Here is a 10,352-nt window from a genome sequence, read left to right as displayed (position 1 = left end):
CGGGCAACATGGCGTTGACACTTGATGAGATCACGGAGCTGTTCCATACGAACGGAGCGGTGCAATACGGGTCCGAGGCCGTCACCCAACAACAGCACGCGCTGCAGTGCGCGCAACTGGCCGAGCAGGCGGGAGCGACGCCGGCGCTGATCGCGGCGGCGCTGCTGCATGACCTGGGACATTTGCTCGCCCCCGAACAGCGCCCAAAATCTGTGGGAGTGGACGACCTGCACCAGTTCATGGCGCTGCCGTTTTTGCGAGATGTGTTTCCGGATGCCGTGTTGGCACCGATACGCATGCATGTGGATGCCAAGCGTTACCTGTGCCAGGCAGACCCGGGCTACTGGGCTGGCCTGTCGCCGGCTTCCCAACGAAGCCTGGCGTTGCAAGGCGGGCCTTTCTCGGCGGAAGAAGCCGCGGCCTTCATCGATCAGGCGTTTGCCGCCGATGCGGTGGCGCTACGGCGCTGGGACGATGGCGTCAAAATTCCGGAGGCTTCAACGCCCGACTGGACACACTATGCCGCTGTGCTTCAGCGCGCCCGCTGCGTGGGCCCCGCGTCTGCCGACAGGGTGGATTCTTCCAGGTAGTTTGCAAGCTGCCGGCCAGCGTCAGCCAGCTCGCCGTCGTTAAAAATCACACAGTCGGCGGGCATGGCGTCGAAATCCGCGTTGCGTTCCAGGCGCCGTGCCACCGCTTCGGCGCTGTCGCGGCCGCGCCGCAACAGGCGCTGGGCCAGTGCCGTCGGCTCCGCAGTGATGTGAAGCACAAGCCGGTCGGGCGAAGCTGGCAAACCATTGACGTGCTCGCGTGATCCGTTGACGATCACCAGGCATCCCGCCCCGACGGCTTCGTCATAGTGCCTGGCGATGCCATATGAGAAGCCGTGGGCCCGCCAGTGCCAACTCAGGCCACCCGCCTGTGCCAGCGCAGCAAAAGCCGCTGGCGTCAGCGCATCGTGGTCGGAGCCCGCGTGCACAGGACGGCTGACGAAGCGCCGTGTGAAGACGATGTCGCTCCGGGCCGCAAGCGCCTGTTGTGCATACGCGATCACGCTGTCCTTGCCCGAACCAGACGGCCCGCAAATAAATACCCAGGCGCCGGTCTTTTGCGCGGTGCTCATGCGCGCAAGCGGATGTCGATGACGCGCTGAAACGGCGCCCCGGGTTTTCGTTCGACAAACAGACAGAGCCGGTCCAGTGTCAGGGGAGCCTCCAGATTGAGGCATGCCACGTCGCGGGCAAGGACCTCGCTGACGCGTTCGGCTGCCGCCATGTCGACCGGCCCGGTCAGCGTCATGTGGAAGCGAAACCGCTCCAGCACATGCGGATAGCCATGCAACGCCAGCAACTCTCTTTCACGCGCATCAAGTCCGGCACTTTGACGGCGGGCGAGTTCCGCCTCGCTCAGTGGCGCCCGCAGGTCGTCCAGGTCGGTGACGCAGGCTGCAGCCAGCGACTGCAAACCTTCCGGCGCAGCCTCGGGGACCAAAGCCATAAAGTTGCCCAGATTGGCTAGCTTTAGGGGACCCAGTGTCACGGATGCCAGCGTCTGTGCAAGACGGCCCAGGCGCGCGACCACGTCGGCCTCGTCGTGGCCGGCCGAAAGGTGAAAAGGGGCTTTGAGCGTGGCGTGAAATCCATAACGACGCGGCTCGGCCGTAATGCCTGTCAGCTCTGCGGGACTGATCCCAAGCGCCTCAGGCTGAGGCCGTTCGGTGTCGCCGTGTTCATCGCGGCCGAGCCAGTGCGCACCGAAGGTCCACCAGGCAGAGTGTTTGGCCGGCGAAAAATAAATCGCGTAACGCGCACTCATGCGCTTTCTCCTGCGTCCCGACCGGCGCTGACCACCAGTTGCACCCGGTCACCGCAGAAAACCGTCTCGCCATATTTGATGGGCCGTCCGTCCATGTCCACGTCGAGACACTCGACACTCAGCACCGGTCGGCTGGTGGCCTGCTTGAGCAGGCGTGCGGTTTCATCGGAGGGCATTTGTGTGGTGATGCGGCTTTCCGCGCGCACGTAGTCGGCGACACCGAAATGTCGCAGGATGTCCGTGGTGCTGGTTCCGTCGTTGAGCATCTCCAGCAAGCCGGCAAATCGTGCGGCGGGGTAGTACGCGGTGGCCAGCGCAATCGGCTGGTTGTTGGCTTCGTCCAGCATCTCCACCATCAGCACCTTGGTCCCCTTGTCCAGCCGGAGTTCGTGTGCGGCACGCTCCGGGGCAGTCATTTCGCGGGCGGTCAGCAACTGTTTGCTGGGAAGCAGTCCCTGGCGCTGCAGGTTCTCGCTGAAGCGGGTCCGGCGCGATAACACGTAGTCAAGCAGCTCGTGCTGGACAAAGGTGCCGCGTCCCGGCTCGATGCGCACCAGGCCATCAAGCTGCAGGGCCGCGACAGCCTGGCGAAGGGTGTGGCGGTTCACGCCAAAACGTAGCGAGAGTTCATTTTCACTGGGCAGACGGCCGCTGGCGGAGAAGGCGCGGTTGCGGATTTCCGTGCTCAGTGTGTCGGCAATCTGCTTCCACACCGCCACGCCGCTGCGTCTGCCGGGAGCGCTGGGAAAAGTACGTTCGCTTGTCATCATTTGGTCATGTTGTCCGGTTGAACTAGGCTTCTCTTGCATTCGATGTGCAGCTTTTCTTGCACTGCTGTCAACTCTAGTGACTGATTTAGACATCTGTATGACAAACCAGGCTGATCATGAAAACCAGGCCGCCCGCAAGCGCTGGCTGGGCGTGTTGTCGCGTGCCCGACGGGACGAACTGGAGCAGGCGCTGACGACACTCGGCGACCTGCCACCCGTCGAACATGTCCGGCCGCCCGAGCCGGGCATGGTCATGTTGCGGGGCCGGGTCGGTGGCACCGGCGATGCCTTCAACCTCGGCGAGGCCACCGTCACGCGTTGTGCGGTACGGGTGGGCGCCGGTGCGCTGGGCGTCGGCTACACGCTGGGACGCGACCGCCGCAAGGCCGAGCTGGTGGCACTGTTCGACGCGCTGCTGCAGGACGAGACGCGCCAGGCCCGGCTGCAGCGCGACTTCATTGCGCCCATGCAGCAACGGCAGGCGTTGCAGCGCGAGGCCACGAGCCGTTCGGCCGCCACGTCCAAAGTCGAATTTTTTACCTTTGTGCGGGGTGACGCATGAATCAGCAGCAGCCACTGAGCTCCGGTTTTGTCGACCCGGTGCACGAGGCCCAGGCGGCTTTCCGGGGTGTGCTGGAGGCGCTCTCGCGGCCGGGACAGCCCAGAGTCATCGGCCGTCCGGTCCCCGGTCTTGGCCTCGGCCCGGCGATGGCGCACCTGTTGCTGGCGCTGAGCGATGACGATACACCGGTCTGGTGGCAGCAACCTGAAAGTGCCGCTGACTGGCTGCGTTTTCATAGCGGCGCTACGCTGGCGGACTCGCCCGAACAAGCGACTTTCGCGGTGATCGCTGACGCTGCTGCCATGCCCCCGCTTTATGCATTTTCGGCGGGGTCTGTGGAGTTCCCGGAGCAGGCGGCCACCTTGCTGATCGAGGTTGCGTCCATGAGCGATGGCCCGGCGGTGGAATGGCATGGCCCAGGCATACGCGAGATGCAGACGGTTCGGCTTGCCGGCCTGCCCGAAAGTTTCTGGACCCAGTGGCAGGCCAACCATGCAGCCTTCCCGCAAGGTGTGGACATTGTTTTTACCTGCGCGGATACCGCGCTGGGTTTGCCGCGCACCACCCGTGTACGCCGGTTGGAGGGAATTGCATGAACCCCCGCGCTCACATTTGTTCGCTGCCCCCCGAGGGGGCGCAGGCCGCCTTTGAGGCGGCTCGTCAGGAGGCCTAGCCATGTACGTTGCAGTCAAGGGCGGCACCGCCGCCATCGAAGCCTCCTGGCGTCTGCTGGCTGCGCAGCGCCGCGGCGACACTACGCTGCCGGCCCTGTCGGTGGCGCAGATCCGCGAGCAGTTGCCGCTGGCGGTGGACCGTGTGATGTCGGAAGGTTCGCTCTACGACCCGGAGCTGGCCGCGCTCGCGATCAAGCAGGCCAGCGGTGACCTGGTCGAGGCGATTTTTCTGTTGCGCGCCTACCGCACCACCTTGCCGCGTTTTGGTTACAGCCTGCCCATGGACACCGCACGCATGCAACTGGAACGCCGGGTCTCGGCGACCTTCAAGGATGTTCCCGGCGGCCAGGTGCTGGGCGCTACTTACGACTACACCCAGCGCCTGCTTGACTTTGCCCTGCTCGCCGAAAACGACGATGAGCTGCCGCAGCACACGCCCGCCGAACCAGCGCAGACCTTGCCGGACAGCATGCCACGTGTCAATGAACTGATGGCGCGCGAGGGCCTGATGGAAACCCCGCAGCCAGGCGCGCAGGCGCAGCCCGGCGACCTGACGCGTGATCCGCTGATGTTCCCGGCCGATCGTCCGCTGCGCCTGCAGGCACTGGCGCGCAGTGACGAAGGCTGGCTGCTGGCGCTGGGTTATTCCACCCAGCGCGGTTATGCCAACAGCCATCCGTTTGCCGGTGAAATCCGGCGCGGCAAGGTCGCGGTGGAAATCCAGGCCGACGAACTCGGGTTTGCCATCGACATTGGGGACATCGAGTTGACCGAGTGCCAGATGATCAACCAGTTTGCCGGTAACCGGGAGCATCCACCGCAGTTCACCCAGGGATACGGCCTGGCCTTCGGCGGGGCCGAACGTAAAAGCATGGCCATGGCACTGGTGGACCGGTCGCTGCGCGCGCGCGAGTTGGGCGAACTGGTGACCTCTCCCGCGCAGGACGAAGAGTTTGTGCTGTCGCATGCGGACAGCCTTGAGGCCTCCGGTTTTGTGCAGCATCTGAAGCTGCCGCATTACGTGGACTTCCAGTCCGAGCTGGAACTGGTGCGCAAGCTGCGAGCCGCCCACGCGCAGGAAAAGCAGACCGACCAGGGGGAAACAACCCCTGGGCAGACGGTGACCACGATACAGAAAGCCGCATGATGGACGAGAACTACAACTTCGGCTTTCTGGACGAACGCACCAAGAAGATGATCCGGCGCGCTATGCTAAAGGCCGTGGCCATCCCCGGCTATCAGGTGCCTTTCGGCTCACGCGAAATGCCTTTTGCCTACGGCTGGGGCACAGGCGGCGTGCAGGTCACCGCCAGCATCATCGGGCGCGAGGATGTGCTCAAGGTGATCGACCAGGGCGCCGACGACACGACCAATGCAGTCAACATCCGGAGATTTTTTGCGCGCACCACCGGCGTGAAAACCACCGAAAAAACGACGGAAGCCAGCATCATCCAGACCCGGCACCGCATTCCTGAAACCGCCCTGAAGGAAGGCCAGATCATGGTCTACCAGGTGCCCATGCCAGAGCCGCTGTTTCGTCTCGAACCACGCCGCCACGAAACCATCACCATGCATGGGCTGGCCGAGTACGGACTGATGAACGTGAAGCTTTACGAAGACATTGCCCAACTCGGCGCGATCTCCAAGACCTACGACTACCCGGTGCTGGTCAACGGGCGTTACCTGACGTCGCCCTCGCCAATACCAAAATTCGACAACCCCAAGATGCACATGAATCCGGCGCTGCAAGTTTTTGGGGCCGGGCGGGAAAAACGCATTTACGCGATTCCGCCTTACACCGCTGTGCGCAGCCTAGATTTCGAAGACCACCCGTTCGAGGTGCAGCGCTGGGACCATGCCTGCGCGTTGTGCGGCGCGGCCGACAGCTTTCTCGATGAAATGATTGTGGACGACGCAGGCAGTCGCCTGTTTGTCTGTTCGGACAGCGACTACTGCGGCGAGCGCCGCGATACCGGGCACACCGGGACGCAACAGGCGGTGCAGATGCCCGATGTGCTGACGCGAGCCGGTGTGGAGGGCGCACGATGAACAGCGATCTTCTTCTGTCTGTGCGCGGCGCCGGCAAACAGTTCATGCAGGCAAACCGCCTGCGCTGGGCCTGCCGCGATGTGAGTTTTGACCTTTACCCCGGCGAAGTGCTGGCGGTGGTCGGTGAATCCGGTTCCGGAAAATCGACTTTGCTGCGCCTGCTGGCCGCACGCCTGGCCTGTGACGCCGGCTCGGTGCATTACGACGTGCGGGAGGAGGCCGGTGCCGCCGGCGCTGCGCCCGCCCGCAGCGCAGCCGGTTTGGTAAATCTCGCGAATCTGTCCGAGGCTCGCCTGCGCTGGCTGGCTCGCACAGACTGGGGTTTTGTCGAACAGCACGCACGCGATGGATTGCGCATGAATGTCTCGGGTGGCGCCAACATCGGCGAACGCATGATGGCCCTGGGCAGCCGCCACTACGGCAAGCTGCGCGGTCAGGCACTTGACTGGATGGAGCGTGTCGAGCTTGACGTGGACCGTATTGACGACCTGCCTGGCACCTATTCCGGCGGCATGCAGCAGCGCCTGCAGATTGCGCGCAACCTGGTCACACACCCGCGGCTGGTGTTCATGGACGAACCGACAACCGGGCTTGATGTGTCGGTCCAGGCGCGCTTGCTCGACCTGCTGCGCGATCTGGTGGACCAGCTCCAGCTCGCGGCGGTGATCGTGACCCATGACCTGGCGGTGGCGCGCCTGCTGGCGCACCGCATGCTTGTCATGAAGGACGGACAGGTGGTCGAGCAGGGGCTGACCGACCGCGTTCTCGACGACCCGCAGCACGCCTACACGCAATTGCTGGTGTCCTCGGTGCTCACCCCTTGAGGCCACCCCTTCGACATTCCTCACGCGATCCCATCATGACTGCCCTGCTTGAAACCACCCAACTTTCAAAAACCTTCACCCTGCACGGTCGCAGCGGGCTCGAGCTGCCGGTCTTTTCTGGCATAGACCTCAGCGTCCTTCCCGGCGAATGCCTGGCGCTGACCGGCCATTCCGGCAGTGGCAAAAGCTCCTTGCTGCGCTGTCTGTACGGCAACTACAGCGCCAGCGCCGGCGAGGTGCGTGTGCGCCACGACGAGGCATGGGTCAGTCTGTCGCATGCCGAACCTCGCGAGGTGCTGGAAGTGCGGCGCCGCACGCTGGGTTATGTGTCGCAGTTTCTGCGCGTGATACCGCGTGTCTCCACGCTGGATATCGTGGCCGAGCCGCTGCGCCGGCTCGGTGTGGCGGCCGAAGAGGCACGCGACCAGGCCGCGCAGTGGCTGGCGCGCCTGAACCTGCAGGAGCGGCTGTGGCATTTGCCGCCCGCGACTTTTTCCGGCGGTGAGCAGCAACGCGTCAACATTGCACACGGCCTGATCGCCGGCCAGCCGGTATTGCTGCTGGACGAACCGACCGCCTCGCTGGATGCAGACAACCGCGCCGTTGTGGTGGACCTGATCCGGGCTGCGCGTGACCGGGGCGCGGCCATCATCGGAATTTTTCACGACGACGAGGTCCGCGAAGCGGTGGCGAGCCGCTGCTTTGACGTTGAACAGCATCGCCCCTCCCACTGAACCGGAAATCACACATGACGCAACGCATTATCAAGAACGCCAGGATAGTCACCGCCAAGGAGGAATTCACCGGTTGCATGGTGATCGAGGGCCCAAACATCCAATCCATAGACAGCGGCGATACCTCTGTGGCAAGTGCTGAAGACTGGGCTGGCGACTGGCTGCTGCCGGGCCTGGTTGAACTGCATACCGACAACCTCGAGAAACACCTGGTGCCACGCCCCGGTGTGTTGTGGAATGCCCATTCGGCCACCGTCATGCATGACGCCTTGTGTGCCGCCGCCGGCATCACCACGGTGCTCGATTCCATCGTGATCGGCGACATGGACCGCGGCGGCGCCCGCAGCCAGACCCAGCATGTCTCCATCCAGGCGCTGCACGAGTGCCGGGGTGAAGGCCTGCTTAGGGTGGAGCATCTGCTGCACCTGCGCTGCGAAATTTCGGCGCCCGACATCGTCGAGGTTTTCGAGCGCTATGCCGACGACTCGCTGCTGGAGCTGGTCAGCGTGATGGACCACACGCCGGGCCAGCGCCAGTGGCGCGACCTGTCCAAATACCGGCGTTATTCCGAGCGTTACGGCCGCTTCGACGATGCGCAGTACGAGGCGCTGGTGGCGGAACTCACGGCGCACCAGTTGCGCTACGCCATCCCGAATCGCGCCGCCGTGATTGCCGCCAGCCATGCGCGCGGCTTGCCGCTGGCCAGCCATGACGACACCGAAGTCGGCCATGTTGAACAGGCCAGCGAGGAAAACATCGCTATCTCGGAATTTCCGACCACGGTGGCAGCGGCGCAGGCGGCACGTGATGCGGGCATTGCCATCGTGATGGGCGGGCCCAACCTTGTGAAGGGCGGTTCGCACTCGGGCAATGTGTCGGCGGCCGAGCTGGCCCGGCTCGACCTGCTGGACATCTTTTCTTCTGACTACGTGCCTGCCAGTCTGCTGCAATCGGCCTTTCTGCTGTGCGAAACCGCAGGCTGGAGTCTGCCGAAAGCCGTCAACACCGTCACCCGCAACCCGGCCCACGCGATTGGCCTGACCGACCGCGGCGAGCTGGCGCCCGGCCTGCGCGCCGACCTGATCCGCGTGCGAAAAAGTGGCGGCATGCCCATCGTGCGTGGCGCCTGGCACTTGGGAGAACGGGCTTTCTGACGTGTCGGACGCGGCGATGCGTGTGTCAGCCGGACGCCTACATGCGATCTGGCTGCTTGCTGACTAGCCGAAATTTCAAGTCTCTCCTACAGTCACAGCCATCCACACATCGCTGTGCCACGGACTCATCCCAGGAGCTACCATGAGAATCGATACCCCGCTTGCCAATCCGTTTGCGCTGATGATGGCGCCCCAGCAGGTGCTGGAGGCGATGGAGAAATCGGATTCACTGCGCCGGCTGCAGCATCAGGTGTTTCACCCGCTGGACACGCGTGCCGCCTTCCAGGCCGATGCCGATCTGGCTGCTTTTGATGCGGCGATTGAACGCGCCAACATCGTGCTAGCGCCAGAGTCCGACGAGGCCGCCTAAGCCTTTGAAGCCGGCGCGGCCTTCACCGGCTCGCGCATGGTGACAAATTCTTCTGCCACTGTCGGGTGAATGCCGATGGTGCTGTCGAACACGGCTTTGGTGGCGCCGGCCTTCATCGCCACCGCAAAACCCTGAACAATCTCGCCAGCATCCGGTCCCACCATGTGCAGGCCGACCACGCGGTCGGTCGCATCGTCGACCAGCAGTTTCATCAGCGTGCGTTCGCCACTGCCGCTCAGGGTGTGCTTGAGCGCCTTGAAATCGGCGCGGAACACCGTGACCTGACCGAATTCCTTGCGCGCGTCGGCCTCTGAATAACCGACCGTGCCGACATTGGGGTGCGTGAACACCGCCGTCGGCACAAACTCGTAACTCATGCTTCGCGGCTTCTTGCCGGCGGCAGCACCCAGCAGGTGATCCACCACCACCATGGCCTCGCCGAGCGCCACCGGTGTGAGCTGCAGGCGCGCCGTCACGTCGCCGAGCGCATAGACAGAGGGCAGCGAGCTCTGGTAGTGGCTGTTGACCTCGATGGCGCCTTTGGCATTGAGCTTGACGCCGGCGGACTCCAGGCCCAGGCCGCTGGTGTTGGGTACGCGCCCGGTGGCGTAAAGGACGGCGTCCACAGCGAAGGCCGCGGCGCCACCCTTGATCTCGACCGTCAGACCATCGGCGGCTTTTCCGATGGCGGCGACTTCGGCGCCGAACTGCAGCCGGACGCCGGACCTGGCCATCTCGACGGCGACAAAGCTGCGCACGTCATCGTCGAAGCCGGTCAGCAGTTTTTCGCCGCGGTGCACCTGAATCACTTCGGCACCCAGGCCGTTGAAGATAGAGGCGAACTCGCAGGCGATGTAGCCGCCGCCGACGACCAGCAGACGCTTCGGAAAAGGCGCCAGGTCGAACATCTGGTCCGAGGTCACGATGTGTTCGCGCCCCGTCACGGCCGGCACCGTCGGTGTACCGCCGGTGGCGATCAGGATGTTTTTGGCGGTGAAGGTTTTTTCATCGACCTTGACGGTGTGACCGTCCACCAGCGTGGCCCAGCCGGTGATGATGGTGGCACCGGCGCTGGCCAGCAGGCCTTGGTAGATGCCGTTCAGGCGGGTGATCTCCTTGGCGCGGTTCGTCTTGAGCACCTCCCAGTTGAAAACCGGTGCTTCGCCGGCCCAGCCGAAACCGTGCGACTCCTCGAAGGATTCGGCATAGTGGGCGGCGTAGCTATAAAGTTTTTTCGGGATACAGCCGACGTTGACGCAGGTGCCGCCCATGGCCGCCACCTCGGCCAGCGCCACACGCGCCCCACGTTGGGCCGCCATGCGCGCGGCGCGCACACCGCCACTGCCGCCGCCGATGACAAACAGGTCAAAGTCAAAAGTTTGCATATGTTTCTTTACTGG

Annotated in this window: 13 protein-coding genes; 9 read left to right on the top strand and 4 right to left on the bottom strand. The window is 64.0% G+C overall.

Annotation, left to right across the window (positions count from 1 at the left end; genetic code table 11):
- Positions 1-8: 8 nt before the first annotated feature.
- Positions 9-590, top strand: coding sequence for a phosphonate degradation HD-domain oxygenase (locus IEX16_RS05560; protein ID WP_188707357.1), 582 nt, complete (start codon positions 9-11; stop codon positions 588-590).
- Here the strand turns inward: IEX16_RS05560 and phnN are convergent.
- From phnN to phnF, 3 genes are read right to left on the bottom strand one after another with little or no spacing between them, the layout of a single operon-like run.
- Positions 533-1,123, bottom strand: a complete 591-nt coding sequence (gene phnN / locus IEX16_RS05555) for a phosphonate metabolism protein/1,5-bisphosphokinase (PRPP-forming) PhnN (RefSeq protein WP_188707356.1) — start codon at positions 1,121-1,123, stop codon at positions 533-535. The two genes, IEX16_RS05560 and phnN, sit on opposite strands and share 58 nt — an antisense overlap.
- Entirely contained in the window at positions 1,120-1,815 is a 696-nt protein-coding gene (locus IEX16_RS05550) for a DUF1045 domain-containing protein (RefSeq protein WP_188707355.1), read from the bottom strand. The genes phnN and IEX16_RS05550 overlap by 4 nt, the downstream gene beginning before the upstream one ends.
- The gene (gene phnF / locus IEX16_RS05545; protein WP_229676204.1) at positions 1,812-2,585 is read right to left on the bottom strand and encodes a phosphonate metabolism transcriptional regulator PhnF; all 774 of its coding nucleotides are present in this window, start codon (positions 2,583-2,585) and stop codon (positions 1,812-1,814) included. Before phnF ends, IEX16_RS05550 begins: the two co-directional genes overlap by 4 nt.
- A 97-nt stretch (positions 2,586-2,682) precedes the next feature.
- Between phnF and phnG the strand changes: the two genes are divergently transcribed.
- From phnG to IEX16_RS05505, 8 genes are all read left to right on the top strand, one after another.
- Complete coding sequence (gene phnG / locus IEX16_RS05540) at positions 2,683-3,147, top strand: phosphonate C-P lyase system protein PhnG (RefSeq protein WP_188707354.1); 465 nt, start codon at positions 2,683-2,685, stop codon at positions 3,145-3,147.
- Positions 3,144-3,743 carry a phosphonate C-P lyase system protein PhnH gene (phnH, locus tag IEX16_RS05535; protein WP_188707353.1) on the top strand — a complete coding sequence of 200 codons (600 nt, stop codon included), beginning with the start codon at positions 3,144-3,146 and terminating at the stop codon, positions 3,741-3,743. The genes phnG and phnH overlap by 4 nt, the downstream gene beginning before the upstream one ends.
- A gap of 79 nt (positions 3,744-3,822) precedes the next feature.
- Entirely contained in the window at positions 3,823-4,968 is a 1,146-nt protein-coding gene (locus IEX16_RS05530; protein WP_188707352.1) for a carbon-phosphorus lyase complex subunit, read from the top strand.
- Positions 4,965-5,870: an alpha-D-ribose 1-methylphosphonate 5-phosphate C-P-lyase PhnJ gene (locus IEX16_RS05525; protein ID WP_188707351.1), complete on the top strand. Its 906-nt coding sequence runs from the start codon at positions 4,965-4,967 to the stop codon at positions 5,868-5,870. Before IEX16_RS05530 ends, IEX16_RS05525 begins: the two co-directional genes overlap by 4 nt.
- Entirely contained in the window at positions 5,867-6,694 is an 828-nt protein-coding gene (gene phnK, locus IEX16_RS05520; protein ID WP_188707350.1) for a phosphonate C-P lyase system protein PhnK, read from the top strand. The genes IEX16_RS05525 and phnK overlap by 4 nt, the downstream gene beginning before the upstream one ends.
- A gap of 35 nt (positions 6,695-6,729) precedes the next feature.
- The gene (phnL, locus tag IEX16_RS05515) at positions 6,730-7,428 is read left to right on the top strand and encodes a phosphonate C-P lyase system protein PhnL (RefSeq protein ID WP_188707349.1); all 699 of its coding nucleotides are present in this window, start codon (positions 6,730-6,732) and stop codon (positions 7,426-7,428) included.
- A gap of 14 nt (positions 7,429-7,442) precedes the next feature.
- Positions 7,443-8,582 (top strand): alpha-D-ribose 1-methylphosphonate 5-triphosphate diphosphatase, encoded by a 1,140-nt coding sequence (locus IEX16_RS05510; RefSeq protein WP_188707348.1) that lies wholly within the window; start codon positions 7,443-7,445, stop codon positions 8,580-8,582.
- 142 nt (positions 8,583-8,724) lie between these two features.
- Positions 8,725-8,952: a hypothetical protein gene (locus IEX16_RS05505; RefSeq protein ID WP_188707347.1), complete on the top strand. Its 228-nt coding sequence runs from the start codon at positions 8,725-8,727 to the stop codon at positions 8,950-8,952.
- On the opposite strand, the gene gorA is transcribed toward IEX16_RS05505, so the two are convergent.
- Positions 8,949-10,337 (bottom strand): glutathione-disulfide reductase, encoded by a 1,389-nt coding sequence (gene gorA / locus IEX16_RS05500; protein ID WP_188707346.1) that lies wholly within the window; start codon positions 10,335-10,337, stop codon positions 8,949-8,951. The two genes, IEX16_RS05505 and gorA, sit on opposite strands and share 4 nt — an antisense overlap.
- Positions 10,338-10,352: the final 15 nt, after the last annotated feature.

The sequence above is a fragment of the Polaromonas eurypsychrophila genome, from assembly GCF_014641715.1.
In the GTDB taxonomy this organism is placed as follows: Bacteria; Pseudomonadota; Gammaproteobacteria; order Burkholderiales; family Burkholderiaceae_C; genus Polaromonas; species Polaromonas eurypsychrophila.
Note: the sequence above shows the minus strand (reverse complement) of the source record. Positions and strands in the feature narration are given on the sequence as shown.